This is a genomic window from Micromonospora sp. NPDC048868 (genome assembly GCF_043198195.1).
Lineage (GTDB): Bacteria > Actinomycetota > Actinomycetes > Mycobacteriales > Micromonosporaceae > Micromonospora > Micromonospora reichwaldensis.
In genome coordinates this window covers 1-21,341 of the sequence record NZ_JBICUN010000009.1, presented here as the reverse complement: position 1 = coordinate 21,341, position 21,341 = coordinate 1, and the positions used below count along the sequence as shown (strand labels likewise).

General features: G+C 70.0%; 21 protein-coding genes and 1 tRNA gene. 5 read left to right on the top strand and 17 right to left on the bottom strand.

The genetic code is table 11. The features are described 5' to 3' along the window. Nucleotides 1-76 precede the first annotated feature (76 nt). From ACGFNF_RS16250 to eis, 4 genes are all read left to right on the top strand, one after another. On the top strand, nt 77-415 hold the full coding sequence (locus ACGFNF_RS16250) for a PadR family transcriptional regulator (RefSeq protein WP_151452587.1): 339 nt from the start codon (nt 77-79) through the stop codon (nt 413-415). Then, the gene (locus ACGFNF_RS16245) at nt 412-1,230 is read left to right on the top strand and encodes an ATP-binding cassette domain-containing protein (protein ID WP_393168673.1); all 819 of its coding nucleotides are present in this window, start codon (nt 412-414) and stop codon (nt 1,228-1,230) included. Before ACGFNF_RS16250 ends, ACGFNF_RS16245 begins: the two co-directional genes overlap by 4 nt. Beyond that, a complete protein-coding gene (locus ACGFNF_RS16240; RefSeq protein ID WP_357576883.1) occupies nt 1,227-1,919 on the top strand; it encodes a hypothetical protein in 693 nt (230 codons plus the stop codon). The genes ACGFNF_RS16245 and ACGFNF_RS16240 overlap by 4 nt, the downstream gene beginning before the upstream one ends. A gap of 81 nt (nt 1,920-2,000) precedes the next feature. After that, the gene (gene eis, locus ACGFNF_RS16235) at nt 2,001-3,185 is read left to right on the top strand and encodes an enhanced intracellular survival protein Eis (RefSeq protein ID WP_393168670.1); all 1,185 of its coding nucleotides are present in this window, start codon (nt 2,001-2,003) and stop codon (nt 3,183-3,185) included. 25 nt (nt 3,186-3,210) lie between these two features. Here eis and ACGFNF_RS16230 read toward each other — a convergent pair whose 3' ends face one another. The 10 genes from ACGFNF_RS16230 to ACGFNF_RS16185 all read right to left on the bottom strand — a co-directional run bounded on the left by ACGFNF_RS16230 (nt 3,211) and on the right by ACGFNF_RS16185 (nt 14,300). After that, complete coding sequence (locus ACGFNF_RS16230; protein WP_393168668.1) at nt 3,211-4,293, bottom strand: NAD-dependent epimerase/dehydratase family protein; 1,083 nt, start codon at nt 4,291-4,293, stop codon at nt 3,211-3,213. A gap of 78 nt (nt 4,294-4,371) precedes the next feature. Further along, the gene (locus ACGFNF_RS16225) at nt 4,372-4,650 is read right to left on the bottom strand and encodes a hypothetical protein (protein WP_393168667.1); all 279 of its coding nucleotides are present in this window, start codon (nt 4,648-4,650) and stop codon (nt 4,372-4,374) included. Nucleotides 4,651-4,924: 274 nt separating this feature from the next. After that, nucleotides 4,925-6,001 (bottom strand): Gfo/Idh/MocA family protein, encoded by a 1,077-nt coding sequence (locus tag ACGFNF_RS16220; protein ID WP_393168958.1) that lies wholly within the window; start codon nt 5,999-6,001, stop codon nt 4,925-4,927. Nucleotides 6,002-6,029: 28 nt separating this feature from the next. Beyond that, nucleotides 6,030-7,091, bottom strand: coding sequence for a Gfo/Idh/MocA family protein (locus tag ACGFNF_RS16215; RefSeq protein WP_393168665.1), 1,062 nt, complete (start codon nt 7,089-7,091; stop codon nt 6,030-6,032). Beyond that, a complete protein-coding gene (locus ACGFNF_RS16210; protein ID WP_393168663.1) occupies nt 7,088-7,975 on the bottom strand; it encodes a sugar phosphate isomerase/epimerase family protein in 888 nt (295 codons plus the stop codon). Before ACGFNF_RS16210 ends, ACGFNF_RS16215 begins: the two co-directional genes overlap by 4 nt. Before the next feature lie 29 nt (nt 7,976-8,004). Continuing rightward, the gene (locus tag ACGFNF_RS16205; protein ID WP_357576890.1) at nt 8,005-8,847 is read right to left on the bottom strand and encodes an ATP-binding cassette domain-containing protein; all 843 of its coding nucleotides are present in this window, start codon (nt 8,845-8,847) and stop codon (nt 8,005-8,007) included. Next, a complete protein-coding gene (locus tag ACGFNF_RS16200; protein WP_393168661.1) occupies nt 8,844-10,631 on the bottom strand; it encodes a dipeptide/oligopeptide/nickel ABC transporter permease/ATP-binding protein in 1,788 nt (595 codons plus the stop codon). Before ACGFNF_RS16200 ends, ACGFNF_RS16205 begins: the two co-directional genes overlap by 4 nt. After that, complete coding sequence (locus tag ACGFNF_RS16195) at nt 10,628-11,569, bottom strand: ABC transporter permease (protein ID WP_357576892.1); 942 nt, start codon at nt 11,567-11,569, stop codon at nt 10,628-10,630. Before ACGFNF_RS16195 ends, ACGFNF_RS16200 begins: the two co-directional genes overlap by 4 nt. Nucleotides 11,570-11,650: 81 nt before the next feature. Beyond that, entirely contained in the window at nt 11,651-13,171 is a 1,521-nt protein-coding gene (locus ACGFNF_RS16190; RefSeq protein ID WP_357576893.1) for an ABC transporter substrate-binding protein, read from the bottom strand. 73 nt (nt 13,172-13,244) lie between these two features. After that, complete coding sequence (locus ACGFNF_RS16185) at nt 13,245-14,300, bottom strand: ROK family transcriptional regulator (RefSeq protein ID WP_393168658.1); 1,056 nt, start codon at nt 14,298-14,300, stop codon at nt 13,245-13,247. A gap of 609 nt (nt 14,301-14,909) precedes the next feature. Here ACGFNF_RS16185 and ACGFNF_RS16180 point away from each other — a divergent pair. Continuing rightward, nucleotides 14,910-14,984: transfer RNA gene (locus ACGFNF_RS16180), tRNA-Lys, on the top strand. 62 nt (nt 14,985-15,046) lie between these two features. Here the strand turns inward: ACGFNF_RS16180 and ACGFNF_RS16175 are convergent. The 7 genes from ACGFNF_RS16175 to ACGFNF_RS16145 form a co-directional block, all read right to left on the bottom strand. Next, nucleotides 15,047-16,285 (bottom strand): tyrosine-type recombinase/integrase, encoded by a 1,239-nt coding sequence (locus ACGFNF_RS16175; RefSeq protein ID WP_393168656.1) that lies wholly within the window; start codon nt 16,283-16,285, stop codon nt 15,047-15,049. 1 nt (nt 16,286) lies between these two features. Further along, a complete protein-coding gene (locus ACGFNF_RS16170) occupies nt 16,287-16,472 on the bottom strand; it encodes a helix-turn-helix transcriptional regulator (protein ID WP_393168654.1) in 186 nt (61 codons plus the stop codon). Beyond that, nucleotides 16,469-17,764 carry a replication initiator gene (locus ACGFNF_RS16165; protein WP_393168956.1) on the bottom strand — a complete coding sequence of 432 codons (1,296 nt, stop codon included), beginning with the start codon at nt 17,762-17,764 and terminating at the stop codon, nt 16,469-16,471. The genes ACGFNF_RS16170 and ACGFNF_RS16165 overlap by 4 nt, the downstream gene beginning before the upstream one ends. Before the next feature lie 137 nt (nt 17,765-17,901). Then, nucleotides 17,902-18,879 (bottom strand): hypothetical protein, encoded by a 978-nt coding sequence (locus tag ACGFNF_RS16160; RefSeq protein ID WP_393168954.1) that lies wholly within the window; start codon nt 18,877-18,879, stop codon nt 17,902-17,904. Further along, on the bottom strand, nt 18,843-20,198 hold the full coding sequence (locus ACGFNF_RS16155; protein WP_393168952.1) for an ATP-binding protein: 1,356 nt from the start codon (nt 20,196-20,198) through the stop codon (nt 18,843-18,845). Before ACGFNF_RS16155 ends, ACGFNF_RS16160 begins: the two co-directional genes overlap by 37 nt. Before the next feature lie 104 nt (nt 20,199-20,302). Further along, the gene (locus ACGFNF_RS16150) at nt 20,303-20,539 is read right to left on the bottom strand and encodes a hypothetical protein (RefSeq protein ID WP_393168652.1); all 237 of its coding nucleotides are present in this window, start codon (nt 20,537-20,539) and stop codon (nt 20,303-20,305) included. Continuing rightward, the gene (locus ACGFNF_RS16145) at nt 20,539-20,814 is read right to left on the bottom strand and encodes a hypothetical protein (protein ID WP_393168650.1); all 276 of its coding nucleotides are present in this window, start codon (nt 20,812-20,814) and stop codon (nt 20,539-20,541) included. Before ACGFNF_RS16145 ends, ACGFNF_RS16150 begins: the two co-directional genes overlap by 1 nt. Nucleotides 20,815-21,341: the final 527 nt, after the last annotated feature.

The following is a 21,341-nucleotide window of genomic DNA, read 5'->3' as shown; positions in this document are numbered from 1 at the left end:
GTCCCGGCTCCTGCCGAGGGCAGCCGCCGCCAGCTAGGTAGTTGTGCCATCTAGGTAGTGCCGCTATGTTCCTCGGGTGGATTCCGACCGGCGCGGGCAGTGGCTGCGCGGGGTGCTCGACCTCTGCGTCCTGGCCCTGCTGCGCGAGGGCGAGTCCTACGGCTACCAGCTCGCCCAGGCGCTGGAGGCCGCCGGCATCGGGCCGATCCAGGGCGGCACGCTCTATCCGGTGCTGCTGCGCCTGCAACGCACCGGCCTGGTCACCGCCGAGTGGCGGGAGGGCGCGTCCGGTCCGGCCCGCAAGTACTACCGGATCACCGACAGCGGGCGGGCGACCCTGCGCCAGGGCGGCAGCGCCTGGCTCGCGTTCGTCGCCCCGGTGACCGGCCTCGTCACGAAGGGGGTCGACGGATGAACGCCGACGAGTGGCTGCGGGTGTTCGCGGCCGAGTTGGACCGGCGCCGGGTCCGGGCGGACGCCGCCCGGCACGTGGTCGCCGAGGCCGCCACGCACCTGCGCGACAGCGGGGGCGACCCGTGGGTCGTCTTCGGCCGGCCGCAGGACTACGCCGCGGCGATCGTCGAGACCATCGGCACCTCGCCCGCCGCGCGTCCCGGACCGGTCCGGCTGCACGCCCGGGGCATCACCAAGCGGTACGGGCGACGCACCGTCCTGCGCGACGCGTCCCTGACCGTCCGGGCCGGACAGATCGCCGCCGTGATCGGGGCGAACGGCTGCGGCAAGAGCACCTTCCTGCGCGTCTGCGCCGGGCTGGTCTCCCCCGACGCCGGGGACGTGACCGTCTCCGGCCGGGTCGGCTACTGCCCCCAGCAGGGCGGCACGGCCGACTTCCTGCTGCCCGACGAGCACTTCGTGCTGGTCGGCGCCGGCCGGGGTGTGGCCCGGGGACCGGCCCGCCGCGCCGGTCGGGCGGCGGCCCGCCACCTCGGCTGGGAGGCCGACGGCGACGTCCTCGCCCGTAACCTCTCCGGCGGCACCCGGCAGAAGCTGAACCTGACCATGTCCACCCTCAGCGAGCCGGACGTGCTGCTGCTCGACGAGCCCTACCAGGGATTCGACCAGGGCACCTACGTCAACTTCTGGGACCAGCTCGCCCGGCTGCGCGACGAGGGCCGGGCGATCGTCGTGGTGACCCACCTGCTCAACCAGCTCGACCGGGTCGACCTGGTGCTCGACCTGACCCCGGCCACCCAGGGAGGGCGTGCGTGAACCGCCTCGTCACCGTCGCCGAGATGACCCTGCGGGAGCTGCTGCGCCGTCGGGGCGTGCTCCTGCTGCTGCTGTTGATGCCGCTGGCGTTCTGGCTGATCCGGCGGGACTCGCACGTCGGGCAGTCCGTACGCTCGCTGCTGCTCGGCATCAGCTGGGCCGTCAGCACCGCCGCCCTCTTCGCCACCGGCGCGGCCCGCGAGCTGGAGCCCCGGCTGCGGCTGGCCGGCTACCGCCCGCACGACCTCTACCTCGGCCGGCTGCTCGGCCTGTGGGCGGCCGGGCTCATCCTGTCCGTGCCGTTCTTCGTGCTCACCGTCGTGGACGCGCCCGAGCTGCGGCACGGCGGGGTGGCGGTGGCGCTGCTCTGCTGCGTGGGGGTGGCCGCGCCGTTCGGGATGCTGATCGGCGCGCTGCTCCCCCGCGAGCTGGAGGGGACGCTGCTGCTGCTCACCATCGTGGCGGTGCAGATGCTTATCGACCCGGCCGGCACCGGCGCGAAGCTGACCCCGTTCTGGTCCAGCCGGGAGATCGCCACCTGGGCCGTGGACCACGCCGACTCCGGCTACCTGGCGCGGGGTTCGCTGCACGGGCTGGCCGTCACCGCGCTGCTGATCGGCGCCGTGGCGGCCGTGTTCAGCGTCCGGCTGCGCCGCCGCCGGCACCTTCGACACCTGCCGATCGGCTGACCGGGCGTCGCCGTCTCACCGGCGATTGCGGTTGCGGCGACCGCCGGGCCGGGATGGGATGGGCGGATGACCGTCCGCCGGGTGAACGCCGAAGAGAGACTGTCCACCAGCTTCGCGCTCGGCGCGTACGCCTTCGAGGCGTCGCCGCGCAGCGCGGCCCGGGCGGAGGAGTTCCGCGGCTATCTGCCCTACAACAAGGGCAACCGGACGCTGGTCGTCGAGGAGGGCGGCACCACGCTGGCCGCCGCCTCGGCCATCCCGATGCGGCAGAACCTGCGCGGCGAGGTGCTGCCGATGGCCGGCGTCGCCGGGGTGGCGAGCCATCCGCTGGCCCGCCGGCAGGGGCACGTACGCACGCTGATGCACCAGCTCCTCGACGAGATGCGCGACGAGGGGCACCAGCTGAGCGCGCTCTACCCGTTCCGGCCGTCGTTCTACGCCCGGTTCGGCTACGTGGGGCTGCCGAAGCCGCGTACGGTCACGTTCTCGCCGGCCGACCTGGGCGAGCTGCTCGGCGCCGACCTGCCCGGCGAGGTCGGCTGGGAGCGGATCGGCGAGGGCTACCGGGACTGGCGCGCGTTCACCGAGCGGTGCCTGAACGAGCGGCACGGCTTCGCGATCTTCCCCGGCTACCGGGACGTGGGGTTGCGCGACCGCGACGAGCACTGGCTGCTGACGGCCCGCACGGGCGGTACGGTCACCGGCGCGGTGCTCTACCGCATCGACGACCACGGCGGCACGCTCGCCGCCGGCGACCTGCTCGCCGCCGATCCGGTCGCCCGGGCACTCATGTTGCAGTTCTTCGGCCGGCACGTCGACCAGGTGGAGCGGGTGACCGTCCAGGTGCCCGTCGACGAGGTGCCGGAGCTGTGGCTGACCGACCTGGCCGTGCACGTCGAGGCGCGGGTGGCCCGACCTGGTTACTCCGCGCCCATGGCCCGGCTGCTGTCGATCGACGCGCTGGCCGGGCTGCCCGTCGGGGCGGGCCGGGTGCGGGTGGAGCTGACCGGCGACCGGTGGCTGGCCGGGTCGTACCTGCTGGACGGCACAACCGGCGCGCTGGAGCTGGTCACCGGCGCCGCCGCCACCGCAGGCTCGCCGCCGACCGCCACGCTGACGGCCGCCGGCCTCTCCGCCCTGGCGTACGGGGTCCTGGACCCGGTCGAGGTGGGCCTGCGGGGGCTGGGCGACGTGTCGACGGACGCGGCGGCGGAACTGCGCCGCCTCTTCCCCCGCCAGAACCCGTACGTCTTCGCCGACTTCTGACCCCCGCCTCCGGCGGGTGGACGTGTCAGTAGGGGTTGCCGTGGCCGGCGGGGCGACCGCGCAGCAGGGCGGTGGGGCGGCCCGGCAGGTGGCGCGCCGCCGACATCGGCGGGCTGGCGGTGTGCGCCCGGTCGGCCATGCCGGCGAAGAGTTCCTTCAGCGCGCTGAGCGCGTCGTGGCTCGGGTGCCAGCCCAGCTCCGTCTCGGCGCGCTCGCTCGACATCAGCGGCGCGTGCAGCGCCAGCTCCACCCAGCCGGCGTCGATCGGTTGCAGCCGCGCCCGCCAGGTCAGGGCGGCGGCGACGCGCAGCACCGGGGCGGCGACGGGCACCGTCCAGCCGTGGAAGTGCCGGGCCACCAGCTCCGGGGTCAGCACCGGGTCCGCGGCGACGTTGAACGCGCCGCGCGCGTCACCCAGGACCGCCCGGGCGTACGCGTCGGCGACGTCGTCGGTGTGCACCGCCTGCATCCGCAGCCGTGGGTTCGTCGGCACCAGCGGGATCCGGCCGAAGCGCAGCAGCCGGACGGGCGCGAACGGGCCGAGGAAGTAGCGGGTGATCTCGGTGGCCGCCGCCCGCTGGAAGTTCAGGCCGGGCCGCAACCGCACCACCCGCAGCTCCGGGTGCTCGCGCTCGGCCCGGTCGAGCAGCGCCTCCACCTCGGCCTTGTCCCGGCTGTACGACGAGCCGGGCACCCCGGTCGCCGGCCAGCGCTCGGAGATCGGGTGGTCCTTCGGGCCGGACGCGTAGACGCCGACCGACGACGCGTACACCAGGGCCGGCACGCCGGCGCGGACCACGGCGTCGATCACGGCCGCGCTGCCGCCCACGTTGGTCCGGTGCAGCACCCGCTGGTCGTGGCTGGGCTGGATCTGCCAGGCCAGGTGCACCACCGCGTCGGCGCCGGCGAAGACCTCGGCGAGCTGGTCGGCAGCGCCAGGCAGGCCGACGTCGCAGGAGTGCCACTCCACCTGGTCGTACGGTTCGCCGCAGTCCGGCCCGGGCAGCCGGCGGGCCACCCCGGCGAGTTCCACTCCGCGTTCCCGCCGCAGCCGGCGCAACAGGGCGGTGCCCGCGTTGCCGGTCGCCCCTACCACCACGATCCGCATGCCCGCCCCGTACCCGGTCAGCCCCGGCTCAATCGCCGATCACGGCCACCGTCGGGAGTACGGCGAGCGGCGCGCCCGTCAGGGGCGGGGCGAGTGGCGGACCCAGTTCTTCTGCCCGCCCCGGCGGCGGCCCTGCGAGGCGGCGAGGCAGCGCGGGCAGATCCGGCCGACGGGGTCCGCCTCGGTGAGCACGTCCGTCGAGGCGTACTCGAACCGCACGTGGGGGAAGCGGCGCAGCCGGGTCCGGCTGAGCGGGAGCCCGCAGACGGTCTGGTTCTGCCCCGGCAGCCAGGCGTGCACCTCGCCGGCCGGTTCCCGCACCCCGTCCGGCCCCGCCCCCTCACTGGAGGCCGCCACGGCCGGAACACTGCTCATCCTCATACGGCCACGATTCCCCGGCGCCACCCCCGCCATGCCTGCCTCCACCACCCGCCCCCACCGGGTCGATCATGCAGTTGTGGTGGGCGGAATGGGGGTGTCTACCACTTTTGCGGGGCGCCACGACTGCATGATCGGCGCTATCTGGGTCGCCGTCCGCCCGTACCGGGCCTGCCTCATCCCGTACGCCCGGAGACGCCCGCCCACGACGGGCCGGCGTCTCCGGCGGCGGTTGCCTGCGCTCGGCCGGCCCTCACCCGACGACACCCGTGTCGCGTCGACCGGGGGTCTCCAGCCTCGAACTGATCGTCGTGAAGCCTCCGCCGGAGCGGGCGGCGCCGGCGATGGCCGTGAGCACCTCGAGGACATGGAGCCCCCGGGTCGCCGCGGCCAGCGCGGGCCGCCCCGCCAGGATGGCCCTGGCCATCTCGACCAGGCCCATCCCCATGAATCCGTCGGAGTCGCGTGGGCCGGGGAGCACCTCGACGAAGTCGGTGCCGCCCGCTGCCCTGAGCAGCACGGGGCCGCCCCACGAGTTGGCCTGCGCCGCGACGATCGTGCCCTCGGTGCCGTGGATCTCAAGGTGCGGCGTACGCGTCGCCACGACGTCGAAGCTCGTCACCAGCATGCCCATGGCCCCGCTGGCGAACTCCAGGACGCTGTTGATGTGGGTGGGTGTCTGCACGCTGAAGGTCGACCCCGCGCGGGGTCCGGCCAACACGACGCGTTCGGTACGCGCGGTCGCGCCCAGCGCCCCCACCCGCACGACGGAACCCATGAGTTCGGTCAGCACCGTGAGGTAGTACGGACCGATGTCGAACAGGGGTCCGGCGCCCTCCTGGTAGAGGAACTCCGGCTCGGGGTGGAACCGTTCCGGCCCGGCGTTCATCATGGCGGCGTTCACCGAGGTCGGGGTGCCGATCGCGCCGTCGGCGATCAGCGCCGCGCAGGTCTGCGCCCCGACGCCCAGGAAGGTGTCCGGCGCGGTGCCGACCTGCAACGACCGCGCCCGGGCGGCCTCGACGATGCGGTGCCCGTCGGCCATGGTGGTCGCCAGGGGCTTCTCCGTGTAGACGTGCTTGCCGTGCTTCAGGGCGCGCAGGGTCACCTCGGCGTGCGCCCTGGGTGGGGTCAGGTTGAGGACCAGGTCGACGTCCGGATGGGTCAACAGGGCGTCGACCGGGTGCACCTCCGGCACCGCGTGGGCAGCGCCGAGCGCCCGCGCGCGCGCCGGGTCGGCGTCGGCGCAGGCGACGACGGTGACCGCCGGGTCCCCGGCGAGGTTGGCCAGATAGCGGGAACTGACGTTTCCGCACCCCACGACCCCCACCCGCACGGACCCCCCGTCGTGGACCACGTCAGGAAAGCCTGATCTCGTGGCCGGCCCGCGCCGACTCGTAGATCCCGTCGAGCATGCGCATGACCTCCGTGCCGTGGGAGACGGGGGCCACCTGCTCGGCCTCTCCCAGGCACAGCGAGACGAAGTGCGCGATCTCGTTGGCGAACCCCTCGGCGAAGTCGAAGCTGAGGTGGTCGATCTGGGGGCCCACGTTGAGGACGGTGTCGTGCATCTCGGTGGCGATCCGGAGCTTCGGTTCGAGTTCCGCGCCACCGCGCTCGCCGAAGACCGCCACTTCGAGGCGGTCCTCGAGGGCGTGCAGGGAGTAGCTGGTCTCCAACGTCAGGGACGCCCCGTTGTCGAACCGGATGAGGGCCGTGGCGAAGTCCTCGACGTCGCTCTGGGTCGGGTCGTAGTCCGCGACCTTGTACCGCGACAGCGACGTGACGTTGGCCCGGTTGCCCAGCCGGGTGTGGGTGACCGCGCTGACCGTGACGGCCTTCGGGGTGCCCATGAAGTACCAGCAGAGGTCCAGCACGTGCACGCCGATGTCGATGAGCGGTCCCCCGCCGGACCGCTTGTGGTCCGCGAACCAGCCACCGGGGTTGCCGAGCCGTCGGATGTTCGTCGCGCGCGCGTGGTAGACGTCGCCCAGCAGCCCGGCGTCGACGAACGACTTGAGGACCTTGGCGTTCGCGCCGAAGCGCCGGACGAAGCCGACCTCCAGGTGCCTGCCGCTGCGCTCGACGGCCTCGACGAGCGCCTCGGCCTCGCCGGCCGTACGGCTCAGGGGCTTCTCGACCAGCACGTGCTTGCCGGCGTCGAGCGCCGCCGTGGCGATCTCCGCGTGGCTGTCGTTCCACGTGCAGATGCTCACCGCGTCGATCTCGGGGTCGGCGAGCAGGCTGTTGAGCGTCGGGTGCACGCGGGTCACGCCGAAGGTCTCGGCCTTCTGCGCGCTCCGCTCCTGGTTGACGTCGAACACCCCGACGAGGTGGACGTCCGGGTTGGCGGCGTACGCGCCCAGGTGCATCTCCGCGATGCTCCCGACGCCGATCACGCCCACGCCGAGCCGGCTCACTTCGCCGCCTCCGCCTCGGCGAAGAGCCGCTTCGCGTTGGCCAGACCGATCGGGTTGGCCATCAGGCACTCCTCGATGCCCTCGAACTCGATGGACACGAAGCCGTCGTAGCCGGCGTCGACGATGCCCCGCACGATCCTGCGCATGTCGAGGTCGCCGTAGCCGACGATGGAGCCGAGCAGGTAGTTGCCGCCGGGGGTGTGGTGCCAGCCCTCGCCGGGGTACTGCGAGCGGACGTAGAAGTCCTTCAGGTGCACGATGCTGGCGTACGGGGCGTTCTCGGCGACCGACACCACCGGGTTGTCGTCGACCGACATGAAGTTGCCGACGTCGAGGGTCGTCTTGAAGTTCGGCTCGTCGACGAGGTGGATGAGCCGGCGTACGCGCTCACCGCCGTTCATCAGCAGCCCGTGGTTCTCCACGCTGGTGGTGATGCCGTACGGGGCTGCGTACTGGGCGATCTCCTTGCACGCCTCCACCATCCGGGGCAGCAGCGCCTCGAACTCGGCGATGTCCTTCGCCCGGTGGGCCCACTTGGCGACATCGTGGCGGAAGAGCTTGATGTCCAGCGCGGCGGCCACCTCGATGTGCCGCTTGACCCGCTGCATGCTCTTCTCCGCGTCCGCGCCGAGGAGGTCGGCCGGAACGACGAGGTTGGACAGGGCGACGCCCTGGTCCGCCGCGCGGGTCTTGATCTCCTGGACGAACCCGGGGTCCTGGTCGAGGGTGGAGGTGTCGTTGGAGATCTCCGGGGAGAGCGACACCGTCGCGATCTCCATGTGGGTGGCGTCGCTGGCGCCGATCCAGTCGATGACCTCGAGGAGGCTCATCCGGTTGGTGCGCAGGTGCTGGTAGAAGGAGTAGGAGCTGAAGCCGAACTGCACGGGTACTTCCTTCGGTCGGATTGCAGGGGTCAGGAGGAGAGCGCGGCGTACTGGCGGCGTCGTTCCGCCTGCCGCGCCGGGTCGGGGATGGGCGACGCCATGAGCAGCCGGTTCGTGTACGCATGGCGCGGTCGTGACGTGACGGTGTCACCGTCACCGGTCTCCACGATGCGGCCCTTGAGCATGACCGCGACCCGGTGGCAGATGTAGCGGACCACCGACAGGTCGTGGGAGATGAAGAGGTACGCGACGCCGGTCTGCTCCTGGATGTCGATGAGCAGGTCGAGGATGCGTGCCTGGGTGGAGAGGTCGAGGGCGCTGACCGGTTCGTCGCAGACGATGAGTCGGGGCTTCAGCGCGAGGGCGCGGGCGATGGCGATCCGCTGCCGTTGCCCGCCGGAGAACTCGCGCGGGTACCGCCGCCCGGCGTCGGCTTCCAGGCCGATCTGGCCCAGCAGCTGACCGATCCGCGCGGAGGCTTCGGCCCCGGGCACCCCCTGCGCCCTGAGCGGCTCGGCGAGGATGCTCTCGACGGACATCGCCGGGTTGAGCGACGAGTACGGATCCTGGAAGACGACCTGGATGTCCCGGCTCAGGGCCCGGCGGGCGCGTCGGTTCGCGTGGGTGATGTCGGCGCCGTCGAACGTGACAGTTCCGGCGCTGATCGGGGCGAGCCCCAGGAGCGCGCGGCCCAGGGTCGTCTTTCCCGAGCCGGACTCGCCGACCAGGCCGACCGTCTCGCCCGCCCGGATCTGCATCGAGACGTCGTGCAGCGCGTGGAAGGACGGACTGCGCCACCGGGCCCCGCGATAGACGACGTTGACGTCGCGGACGTCGAGCAGCGGGGCGTCGGAATCGTTGCGGGTGCTCATGACTGCACCTCCTGAAGGTCGTCGCGCGACCGCCGGGGAGGGGCGTCCTCCAGGGTCGCGTCCAAGAGCATGCGGGTGTACTCGTGCTGCGGGTTGGCGAAGAGTTCGGCGACGGGTTGCTGCTCGACGACGAGGCCGTCCCGCATCACCGCGACCCGGTCGCAGAGGTCGGCGACCACACCCAGGTTGTGGGTGACCAGGATGAGGCCCATGTTGCGTTCCCGTTGCAGGTCGCGAAGGAGTTCGAGGACCTCCACCTGGACCGTGACGTCGAGGGCGGTGGTCGGCTCGTCCGCGATCAGCAGCTCGGGATCGCAGGAGACGGCGCCGGCGATGAGCACCCGCTGTGCCATTCCTCCGCTGAGCTGATGGGGGTAGGCGGCGAGCGTACGGGCGGGGTCGGGAATGCCGACGCGTTCGAGCAGGTGCAGGGCCCGCTCGTGCGCGGCCTTTTTCGACAGGTTGAGCTTGCGCCGCATCGGCTTCGTCAGCTGGGCGCCGACGGTGAAGGACGGGTCCAGGTTGGACATCGGCTCCTGCGGCACGTAGGCCATCTGCGGCCCGCGCAGCTTCTGCAACTCGCCCTCGCGCAGCCCGATCAGGGACCGCCCGTCGAGGGAGAGGTGCCGGGCGGACACGGAGGCGTCGGGCGGCAGGAGTCCGAGGATCGCGAAGGACGTCTGGGACTTCCCGGAGCCGGACTCCCCGACCAGGCCGAGCACCTCTCCCCGCGCGACGTGCAGCGAGACCCCCCGCACCACGTCCTTGGCGGCTCCGTCCTCCGCCACGTACCGCACCGACAGGTCCTCGACGCGGAGCAGGGTGTCCGCGGGGAGGGCGGTCGCGGGCGTACGGTCGGCTTCGGCTTCGCCCTGGACGACCGTCGTGTCGTCCCGGCCGGCGGACCGCGCGGCCCGCTTGGCCTTGGGTTTGCGGCTGACCCCCAGCGAATCCGCCAGGGCCGTGCCGAAGAGCACGAGTGCCATGACCGTGAGGCCGATGGCGACGCCGGGCGCGATGACCAGCTCGGGCGCGCGGTGGAAGTTCTGGAAGGCGTTGCTGAGCTCGCCGCCCCAGCTGGGGCGCTGCGGGTCGCCGAAGCCGAGGAACTCCAGGCCGGACTGGACGATGATCGCCATGCCGAAGATGAACGAGGACCGCACGAGGACCGGCCCCAGCACCACGGAGAGCACGTGGCGGAAGATGATGCGCAGGTCGGACAGCCCCGCGACGCGGGCGGCGTCAAGGTAGAGCTCCTCGCGCACCGCGATCACGGCGCTCCGGGTCAGCCGGAAGATGTCCGGCGACGCCAGCACGCCAAGGGTGATCATCGTCGGGGCGAGGCCGCTGCCGAGGGAGGCGATCACCACGATGATGATGAGGATCTCCGGCAGGGACATCAGCATGTTGAAGATCCAGCTCGACACCCCGTCGAACCGCTTCGCGCGGTAGCCCGCGAGCAGACCTGCGGGAATCCCGCACAGGAGGGCGACGGCAACCATGATCGCGCCCGCCTGGAGGCTCACCCGGCCGCCCCACAGCAGGCGGCTGAGGATGTCGCGCCCGTTGCCGTCCGTGCCGAGCGGATGGTCGCCGCTCGGCGGCCGGAGCGCCTCCGAGAGCACCACCAGGTTCGGGTCCTGCGGGGCGAGCAGCGGCGCGAGCAGGCTCGCCGCGACGATGGCCAGCAGGACGCCGCCCGCCACCACGCCCGTCGGGTTACGCAGGAAGGAGCGGAATCTCCTGGCTGTCAGGCCCGCGCGGGGCGTCACGTCGGCGCTCATGCGTTCCGTACCTTCGGGTTCAGTGCGGCGTAGAGGATGTCGACCGCGAGATTGACGAGTACGACGACGAGCACGGTGAAGAGCAGGACGCCCATGATGACGGGGATGTCGCTGTTGCCCGAGGCGTTGATGGCGACGGCGCCGATGCCCTGGAGGCCGAACACGCGCTCGATGATGGCGGCGCCGCTCATCGCCGCGATGAACTGGAGGGAGAGCATCGTCAGCGCCGGCGGAGCCGCGTTGCGCAGGACGTGGGTGAGCAGGATCTCGCGCTGCGAGAGGCCCCGGCTGCGCAGCGTACGGACGTAGTCCTGGCTGTTGACGGTGATCACGGAGTTCCGCAGTTGCTGGGCGATGGCGGCGATCGAACCGATCGACAGCGCGACGATCGGCAGGGTGATGGACCAGAGCCAACCGCTGGGTGAGTCGTTCAGGTGCACGTAGCCCGTGGCGGGGAACCAGCCCAGCTGCACGGCGAAGACCAGGGCCAGGATGATCGCGACCCAGAAGTTCGGCAGGCTGAAGCCGAACACCATGAACACCTGGAGTACGCGGTCGAACGTCCCGGGACGGGTCGCCGCGAGCAGCCCGAGCACGATGCCGAGGACCGCGGCCACCAGGACGGCGCCCAACGCGAGGGAGACGGTGACTGGCAGCCGCGTCACGATGAGCTCGCTCACGTCGGTGTTCTGCGCGGACGAGACCCCCAGGTCACCGCGTACGACCCCGCCCAGCCAGCTCAGGTACTGCTCGACGAGCGGCCGGTCGAGCCCGAGCTGCTCCCGCTTGACCGCGACCTGTTCCTCCGTCGCGTAGAGGCCGAGCGCGCCCCGGGCCGGATCGGAGCCGGTGAGCATGAGGAAGAAGAACATCCCCGTCACGACGGAGAACGCCAGCAGCAGGCCCGTGGCCAACCGCCGACCGATGAAGCCCAGCATGCCTGCTACCTCCTAGATGAGCTGTAGTGATCCACCGGATGGGCCGGCCGGTTGCCCGGCCCATCCGGGGTCGATCGACTGTTACTTCGCCGGGGCGAAGAAGCGGAGGCTCGGCATGAGCTGCGCCTGCTGCATGGTCACGTCGATGTCCGACTTGAACAGGTAGACGTTCTCCTGCGTGACGATCGGCGCGAACCAGGCCTGCTCGACGAGGTGGGTGTTCAGCTCCTTGTAGAGGGCGGCCTGCTTGTCACCCTGCGCGGCCGGGATCTCCTTGAGCAGCCGGGTGACGGTCTCGTCGGTGTACTTGAAGTTGTTCCACAGCGACGTCGGGGTGAGCTTGTTCAGCACGTCCGTCCACGCCGGGATGTTCGTGGAGAACGAGAGCATGAAGGCCGGCTGGCCCTTCAGGGTCTCCAGGCCGCCGTTGGCGAAGCCGTTGACCGGCACCTGCTCGACAGTGATGCCCACGTCGCCCAGGTACTGGGCGACGATCGGCACCAGCGGGGACATGAAGCCCTCGCTGTACGAAACCTTGATCTTGAAGCCGCTGCCGTAGCCCGCCGAGGCAAGCAACTCGCGCGCCTTCGCCGGGTCGTACGGGTAGCGCGCGTTCAGCTCCGGCACCCACGCCTCGCTGGCCGGGTTGAAGGTCTGCGTGGAGACCTGGCCGAACCCGCCGTAGTGGGTCTCGAGGATGGCCTTGCGGTCGAGCGCGTGGTTGATCGCCTGCCGCACCCGCACGTCGCCGAGTGCCGCCGACGCCTTGCCGGCGCGGTCCTGGAGGATGATGCCCTGCCACTCGCCGGGCACCGTCTTGACGGTGAGCCCGTCGGTCTTGGCCTTCGGCACCATGTCGGGGGTGCCGTACATGAACTGGATCTGGCCGGTGGCGAGCGCGTTGTACCGGGCGGTGAACTCCTCGTACGGGCGGATCACGACGTTCTCGAAGGGGAACGCCTCGCGGTTCCAGTAGCCGTCGCGCGCCTTGAACGTGTACTTGACGCCCTTCTCGGAGGCGCCCGCGTCGTACGTGTAGGGCCCGGAGCCCACCGGGTTCGAGGCGATGTTGCCCGCGCTGAGCGCCGTGGGGCTCACCATGTACCCCGTGTACGTCGCCAGGGCCGCCAGGAGGCCGGGGCTGGGCTCGCTGAGGTGCAGGCGCGCCGTGGCCTTGTCCACGACCTCGACGCGCTCGATCGCCCGGGCCCCCTCGGAGGCGCTGCCCGCCCCCTTCTTGCGCGCCTCGAGGTTGACCTTCACCACGTCGGCGTCGAAGGCCGCGCCGTCACTGAAGGTGACACCGTCGCGCAGCTTCAGGGTGAGCTCGGTGAGGTCGGCGTTGTACTCGTACGAGGTGGCCAGGTTGCCCTCGATCTTCGACTCGGCCGTCTTGCGGAGCAGCGGGTCGTAGACGGCCTCCGCGTAGTGGATGACCGCGCCTTCCTTCATCTCAGCGGGGTCCCAGGTCAGCAGGTCGCCGTTGTTGCCCAGGACGAGCTGGGACGAGCCTGCTTCATTCGCCTGCCCGCCACCGCTACAACCGGCGAGGGCGAGAGCGACTACGGCAAACGCTGCCGTCAGCGTGCGTGTCAGTTGCACCGTGTTCCCTTCTATTGCTGCAAAGCCAGCGCCGGTCGGCGTCGCTATGAGTGACGGGGATCGGATCAGCGGATCAGGCGATCCCGAGTTGTTGGCTCATGACCATGGCGGTCGCGCCGCGCAGGACGATGTCGTCGCCAAGCTCCGAGAGCCGCAGGACGATGTCGCCGTGGACCTCTGTCAGGGCGCGCTGCCGGATGGTTTCCATCGCCGCGGCGGCCAGCGGTCCTTCCAGCACCCGGCGCGGCCCGCTGAGGACGATTTCCGAGACGTTGATGGCGGCCACGATCGGGGCCAGCACCGAACCGAGCGCCTCGCCCGCGGCGGCGAGGACCCGGGTGTGCTCCGCATCGGTACGCGCTTCCGAGAGGTCTTCCTGGATGCGCCGGGTCGACAGCCAGGTCTCGAGGCAGCCGAACTTTCCGCAGACACAGGCCCGCTCGCTGCCGGTGTCCACGACCACGTGGCCGATCTCGCCGGCCGCGAACCTGCTGCCCAGGACGGGCGTGCCGCCGAGCAGCAGACCCGCCCCCACGCCGACACCGACCCGGACGAGGAGGGTGTCCGCCGCGCTCTCGCCGTAACTGCGCTCGGCGAGCGCGGTGGCGTTGGCGTCGTTCGACACGACCACGGGGCAGCCGAACTGTTCGGTCAGCACCGACCGGAGGTTCAGGTCCTTCCACCCCAGGTTGGGTGCGCTGAGGACGACGCCGCCGAGGTCCACGATCCCCGGGGTGCCGATGCCGATGCCGAGCAGCGGCGCCGTCACCTGTTCGCGCAACGCCCCGACGAGACCGACGACCTTCGCCAACGCGTCGGCTCCGGTGCTGCCCTCGTTCTCGACCTGCTGACGAGCCACCACCGATCCGCCGAGGTCGAGCACGGCCCCCCGGTAGAGCGTCGAGTGGCTCAGGTCCACGGCGACCGCCTGGTAGGCGCGCTCGTTGAACTCGAGCATCATGGCCGGCTTCCCGGGCCGCGTCCCCGCCCGCGTACCGACCTCGACCACGAGGTCGTCCGCGAGGAGGTCGCTCACGACGTCCGAGACCGAGACCCTCGTCAGCCCTGTGCGTCGCGCCAGATCCGCCCGGCTGTGCGGCCCTTCCCGGTAGAGCGTGCGCAGCAGCAACTCGCGGTTGTGCACGCGGGCCTGCTCCGGGAGCACCTTCTCGCCGGAGCGGACCCGGGCCGGAACCCGGTCTCGCCGCAGGGTCCCCACCGCGCGGTCCTGAGGCTCCGGTGGTGTGGTTCCCGTCTCATCAATGCAGGTCACCCGGTTAGTACAGGCGGCTAACAAACTGTGGACAAGAACGCGGCTCGCGTTGTTCCCAAGTTGTTACATTCCCATGGCCCGCTTTTTGCGGCGGCTTCCGCCAGTTAACACCCCTGGTAGAGCCGCTGACCACGGCGCTGAACGGGCCCGGCAGCACCCCGGCGCGCCGACACGGCGACGAGGAGGGACACCACGGGCGCCGCCTCTCCGATAAGGTCCGACCGGAGGCTCGCCAGCCTTCTTCGGGATCGACCGCCGGACCACGACCGGCCCCGGGTTCCCAAGATCAAAGGCCCCCGAAGGCCGGGCAGTTGAACCGGCACCCTCCGCGCCGCCCGGCCTGATTCCTCCCGTACGCCCGGAAGCGCCGTCATGGCCGGGCGTTCCTCACCTGAGCTGCCGGTTCCGCCTACGGCACGAAAGCCGAGAGTCGCAACCGGCCGCCTTCCGGTAACCTGAGCGCGCGGGCCGCTAGCTCAATGGCAGAGCTGTGGACTTTTAATCCATAGGTTCAGGGTTCGAGTCCCTGGCGGCCCACCACAAACCGCCTCTGAGCTGTGAGAACGCCGGACGAAGATCATCGGGCACAACCAGGGCACAACTCAACTCCGATCTTGGTCCGCGCGAGGTTCCCGCCGGATGCTGTCCGCGTTCCGCAGGAGGCCGCCGACCAGGCCGCGCGGGCGGTCCTTCTTCGGCATCCAGTGAACGTAGGTCTCCAACGTGATCCGCAGGTTGGCGTGGCGCAGCGCCTTCTGTACCTCCTGAGGTTCCACGCCGTTGCTCATCAGCGTGGTGGCGAAGAAGTGGCGCAAGGAGTGGAAAGTTCCTTCCTTCGGCCAGCCGGCCGCCTCGCGCCAGCCCGCCCACAACTCCGACCAGTAGGTATCCGTCAGCAGCTTCCCCCGCGACGACGTGAACAGCACCGCCACCGAGCGAGTCAACCGCTCCCCCGTGGTGATGTCGGGAAGCTCGAACTCGACGGGGCCGACCTCGGTGAGGTGCGCGGCGAGCTCTTCGGCAACCACCGCGTCCAGGTCCACGGTGCCAGTGGAACCACTCTTGGGCGTCGAGAGGTAGAAACCGCCGTAGTACTGCGGCGAGTGCCGAAGTTGCTGTCTGACGTGCAGCTCGCCACGGACGTAGTCCGCGCAACGAGAACCGTCCTCCATGCCCAGGACCTCACCGAGGCGAAGCCCTTCCCCGGCTCCCAGCCAGATGGCCGCCCGGAATCGACGCGGCACCACCTCAACGAGCCTGAGCACCTGGTCGCTGGTGGGAACCCACTTGGGCGCCCGCGAAAGACCGCGCAGGATCTGCGCGAGCTTCACGCCGTTGCAGGGGTTGTCGGGAATCACCTTGTCGACCACGGCGGCGTTCATAATGGTCTTGAACAGACCGAAGTACAGGCTCACCGACGATTTCGGTATGCCGTTGTCGAGCAGCCGGCCGAGCCAGGCCAACACGTCAGTCAGGTTGATGTAACGGATGGCCTTCTCACCGAAGACCGGCAGCAGGTGCTTTCGCAGGTTCTGCGGGATGCGCTGTCGCGTTTCCGTGGCCCATCCCGACTCGCGCGATTCCCTCCAACGCTGCGCGTACTCAGCGAAGGTGAGCCGGTCCAACTCACGCGTGGCCTTGACCTCTGCCGCGACGCCCGATCGACATTCGAGGTCGAAGGCGTCCGCGTCGACCTTGCGCTCAAAGAGCCTTTCCCGGGGCTCACCAGCGGCGTCGGCGTAGCGCACTCGCCACCGCTTGCCCCTGCCGTGCCGCTTGGAGGGGAGCCGCTTCTTGTCTGGCCCGCGCTTGGTCAGGTACCACAGGTCATCGATGGGCATGTCAGGCCGCCTTGTCGTGGAACCAGGCCCGCACGTCGGCGGGGTCGTATCGGAGGTGGCGGCCGACGCGAGACGCCCGGGGGCCGATTCGGCGGTGGCGCCATTGGTAGAGGGTGCCGACGGGGATGCCGAGGAACGCCGACACGTCGGCAACGCTCCACAGCCGTTCGGTGGTGAGGGTGGTCATCGGGGTTCCTTTCTGGCTTGCTGTCGTGCGGCCCGAATGCGGTCACCGATCGCGGTGGCGAGTTCGAGTTGCTCGGGCGAGTCGTAGCCGATGCCGAGGATCTGCCAGTCGTTGACGACCAAGACGTCAGCGTCTTCGGGTAGACCGGCTTCGGTGAGCGCGGTGTGGATCTGGTGGGTTCGGCGTTCCGCGCGGAGGCTCTTGAAGGTCGTGGAGTAGATCCGCGACTTGGTGAGGAAGTGACCTCGGAAGCCGAGCATGTGCGCCCAGTGACGAAGTTTCAGATCGGCGTACTGGTCGAGTCCGCCAAGGTCCCACGCGGTTTGAATCATCGCCCTGTGGTGGGCGGACACCCGAAGCCGGTCGATGTGCGCCTGTGAGCGGATACGACGGTCGCCGGTCTCTGTGGCGCCGGTGCCCTTGGTGGCGTACTTGGCGATGTAGCCGGCGAGCCGGGTGTCGGCCACGGCCTGGTCCCCGTCGTCGTCTGCGTCGTCGATGTCGACATCGGTGGCGGTGATGTCCTTGACGTCGACCTGTGCGCCCCACCCGAGGGGCAGCGCGGTCCCGTCCGGTCGGGCGGTGTCCAGCTCGACGGAGGAAGCCGCGGAACGCACCACGTCGGCCAGGACATCGGCGGTGAGCCACGTCGGAGGCGACGAGTCCGGCCCGGACGGACCATCGGCACGGATGACGGCGTGGAAGTGGACCAGGCCGCGCCGCTGGTATTCGGCCACCTTGGCGTAGGAGATGCGCAGGTGCGCCCCGGATGCGCGGACGGTGAGGCCACCAGCGGCAGCGACGGCGCGGCGTAGGGCGATGGTGAAGCGGTGCCAGAGTTGGCCGCTGTGTGCCTGCCACAGCACGGCCCCGGCGTAGTCGTAGGTTGCGGGGTCGACCGGGCTACCCAGGAGCGGATGTCCTTCGGGGTGCCAGCGTCCGCAGGAGCAGGGCCGCTTGCCGGGCCGGTTGTGCACCGCGCCGAACGACGGGGCGGTCAGGGTGACGAACAGCCGCGTCGACCGGGCCACGGTGTCAGGGACGCCCTTGCCGCCGGACATGCCCGCGTGGATCAGGTGCCAGGCGTCGGCGGCGTACCGGTCGGCGCAGGAGGGGCACACGGCCGATCGGCGGGTGCCGCAGGACGCCCACACCTTGCCCTGCCGAGAGGCGATGAGGTCACCGCTGCCGATGTGCCGGACCTCGAACTTGCCGAGCAGCCGAACCGGTTGCAGGCAGCCCTTGACGCTCTCGACGCCGGCCCGCCATTGCTTGTACGCCGGCGAGCGCATCCACTGCGCCAACGCCGCTTCACCGTCGTACGCCGGACGTGGTGGTGTTGCCATGGGTGTCTCCTCCGTAGACGGACCTGCCGTGCCCCAGGACGCGGAGCACGGCAGGTCAGAGCGAGCGAGAGAAGGTAGGTCGATCAGTGCGTGTAGCCGTTGGCCGTGGCCGGGGCGAACCGATCAGCGACCTTCGACGCGATCGACGCCGGTAGCCGGGTGGCCTGTTGGATGTCGACGGCGGTCACCGGTCGATCCAGGTCCGCGACGAGTCGCCGAATCTGTGCCTGCATTCCGACCGGAATCCCCAACCCGTCCAGGGGCGGAGGCTCCGTAACGGCGTCAGTGAACGGCTCCACCCGGGCGACCGGGATCGAGGCCGGAACTTCAACCGGAGCGGGCGCCGCAACCGGGACCGGTGCCGGGGCGATGGGTTCGACCACGGCGGCCGGCACGGTCACAGGAGCCGGAGCCGGAGCCGGAGCCGGAGCCGGAGCCGAGGCAGGGGCAGGGGTGTTGGTGGGTAGAGCTACGGCCCGGCGTGCCTGCATACACCGGGCCTGAACCACCGGCATGACTTCGGCCAGGAGGAACACCAGGACCGGGACCATCACGTGTGCGGCGAGCATTCCCGGGCTGATACCGCCTGCGCGTGGCATCAGGACCGGCACCACGTTCATGATCAAAGTGCAACCGAGGAGGAAGCGCTTCAACCAGTCGACCGCCCTGGAATCGATCTTGATGTCCCGGGCGATCATTGCGGCTTCCCATCGCAGGACGGTGATCAAGATTCCCGCGAGGCAGGGTTCGACGCCCCAGCTTCCCCACCACACCGGGTCGGCCGGAGTCCGATCACCGGCCAAGAAGTCGTGAACACCCGTGGTCGTAAAGAACAGGCCGACCGCCAGGAACAGCCACAGATTGCGGTTCACGCTCACCCGCAACCGGTCGATCTCCACAATCTCTAGCGCGGAGTCTTGCTCCAGGTCGTGAAGCTGCCGGGCGACGTCGAGACGCTTGCTCAGCTTCCGGACCGGGCGGGGCTGCTTCGCGGGCTTGTCGGTGTCGGGGTTGTTCACCGCGATCACCGGCCCGCCGCGGCGAGTTCGGTGTGGGGCCAGCCGGCGACCCGCACCAGCTCGCGGATGTCGGAGTCGTCGCAGTAGGCCGCCCGCACCCGCATCGGGGTTCGTGAGCGCTGCTTGACCACGAAGCCGATACCGGCCGACTCCGGCACGTTCGGGATCTCGTCGGCGAGCGCGCCCCGGCGTCGCATGTCGTCTCCGAGCACCATGTCGACGTGTCCGGCCGACGTGGCCCGCAGGCACACCCGCAGGGAGAACAGGTCACGCTGAGGGATCACGTCCTTGGTGGGCTCTTGAAGCGCGCCGATGACGCTGCCGCCCAGGGCGCGAGCCTGCGACAGGATCAGCGGCAACACCGCCTGGACGCCCTTGGTGAGTGACCGGTCGCCGTAGCCGGTCACTGCCCCCAGCTCATCGATCACCAGCAGATCCAACGGGGTTTCGCGGGACAGCTCGAAGGTGCGCCGGCCCTGCTCTGCCAAGGTCTTTTTGCGGGCCTGCATGGTGGCCCAGTACTCCTGGATGACCTCCACGATGTCGCCGTCAGTCTCGGCGTAGCGGTGCGACACCGGCCGCAGGGCGTTCAACTCGGTGCCCTTGGGGTTGACCACGTGCACCCGCACCAGGCCGTCACGGATCAGCGGTGCACACGCCCGCGCTGCCATCCAGGTGACCGAGTTTTTGCCCGACCCGGTGGCGCCGGTGACGAGCCAGTGTTGCCCGATCAGCGGAGCGATCCAGTCGGTACCGTGCTCGGTCTCGCCGAGGTACACGTTGGCCAGGCTCACCGCGTCGGCGTCGGCCGGGATGTCCGGCGGGACGATCACCTCAGTGAACGGCTCGGACCGCTGCACGACCAGGGCGATAACCTGCGAGCGGACCCGCTCGACACCCACCCGTTCCGCGTTCAACCCGACCGCCAGGGCTTCGGCTGCCTCCTCCCACACCTTCACGGTCTGCCCGAGGAGAAGCCGCACGTACACCGTCTCCGTCGACGGCGAGTGACTACGGATGCGGATGATCCGCGGCACGTTGACGGCCCCGGTTCGCCGGTTCACCGTGACCAGGCCGCATTCCTCGGTGACCCGGCTCCACCACGGACCGAGGTAAGTCCGCGACAGCCACCGCCGACGTATCGCCCGCAGCTTCGGAGCCGCCAGCGTTGACCAGGAGTCCGGGTGGCCCCGGTACCAGCCCACACCCGCCGCGAGCACGCCCGCCGCCACGCCACCCGTGGTCACCGGCCCGAGCTGCGCCACGCTGGCAGCCACCGCCGCCGGAGCAGCCACGAAACCCGGGTGCCGCGCCGCCCAACCCGCGACCTTCCATTCCCACCCCTGAGTACGCTTACCCATCTCCCGCACCTACCTTCATCAGTTCTTCAATCGCAATTGTTTTGGGGTAGAGAAAAGGCCCGGATCGGATCGCCAATCCGGGCCTTTCCATTGAGTAATTACTGTCAGCGCACCGCCGCGAGCATTTGCTTTGCGCGAGTCGTAGCCTGCTTCGCCTCGCGCGTTTCCTCCATCCACGGCGCGGCCTCTTCGAGCAGCACCAGCAACACCGCGACTGCCCGACGAAGATCGTCGTAGTGCCGCATGTACCGGTACCGCTCCGGCATCCCCTTCATCGATGCGCGCATCAGCCGCATGGCCTTGTCGATACCGTCGTAGGTGTCGCTAATCTGGTACGACATCAGCTCACCTTCCAGGGCTTGGCGACCAAATCCGCTTCGTACGTCTTCACCCGCGTGTGAAACGCCCTCAGCGCCTCTGCCGCCTGCTTGTGCGCGTCCTCCAGCTCTTCCACCCGAGCCGAGAACTGGTACAGCGCCCCCGGGGGAGGCTCGCACCCCTTGATCAAGCTCGTGGCGCCGTCCAGCAGCATCGACAGCCCTTGCACGTTGCCCATCAGCGCCTCATACCGAGACCTGCCGGTCAACGACTTCACGATCTCCGGCACCAAATCCATGCCTCTCCTTCCGGTCTCCGCACCACCATCGGTGGGCACCACCCGCCCCTGGAGATGCGCTCCGAGGGACGGATAGAGGCCACCGATCGGCGACTACTCCCGACCGGACAGACGCCACACCCGCCGCAATCGACGTCCCTCACGACGAATAAGACCGACGTTCAGGGAAAACGACAGCAACAGCAGGCCGATAAGAATCAATTCGAAGTCCGACATGACAACCCCCTTTCCGTGTATCGAAAATCTAGATAGCAACAATGGTCCTGTTTTAGGCAAGGTTCTATCCACTGTGCAATTCTCAATGAACGAGTAGCCAAGAATGAAGTCCGCACGCGGACCGCATTGCCTTGACAAAGTGCCCCGACCCGACTCGAACGGGTCACCCACCGGAAAGGGGCGGGGCGAGACTGCTCAGGCCGCCTTGAGGGCCTGCGCCTTCCACGTCAGGCCGCTACGCCCGTCCCGCTCCCAGTGCGACACCGTGGCCCCGATCAGCTCCACCAGGTCGCCTTCCTCGATCCCCTCCG